At 65.1% G+C, this 767-nt stretch carries 1 protein-coding gene; it reads right to left on the reverse strand.

Annotated features, from left to right (window positions below):
• Positions 1-767, reverse strand: a 767-nt coding sequence (locus tag ACYVDE_RS24955) for a delta-60 repeat domain-containing protein (RefSeq protein ID WP_460504209.1), incomplete at both ends; no start/stop codon positions are given.

Below are 767 nucleotides of genomic sequence, written 5' to 3' on the forward strand. Positions count from 1 at the left end.
CAGGCCGCGCCAGCGGGCGGCGCAAACTGGGTGTTGAGGGTGCCGTTGGCGTTGAGGCGGGTCAGGATGGTGCGGGGCTGGCCGTTCACTTTAGCCGCATCGCTGCTCACCAGCAGGCCCCCGGCGGGGTGCACGGCCAGCAGGGCGCCCAAAGCAGTGAATGGGTAGGGCCGGCGCCACTTCAGTTCGGCAGCCGCGAAGGCGGGGTCGAAAGTGGCATTGGCCAGCACGCGGCGTATCAGGGCAGTGCTGTCGCTGTTCTGATAAACGCCGTAAAACGTACCGTCGGGCTGCGGAAAGGCGCGGTAGTAATAGTCGTAGCCGTTGGCGCGGGGGTAGGTCGGCAGCACCAGCCGCGCGTTGTAAGTACCATCGGCATTGATGCGGTGGAAGGACGAGCCGGCTTGATTGCCCACCGCCTGGCCATTGAAGGAGAGCGGGGCATACGTGTCGATGAGCAGCTGGCCGTTGTTCTGCGGTATTAGGGCAGCCCCAGCAACGTACTCCAACAGCAGCGAATAGCTGGTATCGGTAGCGCCGTTGGCCAGCAGGCGGGCCACCCCGTTGGCACTTTGCCCGCCAAAATCGTTGAAGAAACCCGTAGCCAGGTATTGGCCGCTGTTCAGCTCGTTCACATTCATTACGGTAGCGCCGCTGCTGCCATTGCCGGCGGCCGCCGCAAACGTGCCATCCACCACGCCCAGCGCGGTCAGGCGGGCCAGGCTGTTGCGGGCGCTGCCGCCCAACGTGCTGAAAGACCCCGACAC

Source organism: Hymenobacter agri, from assembly GCF_054778495.1.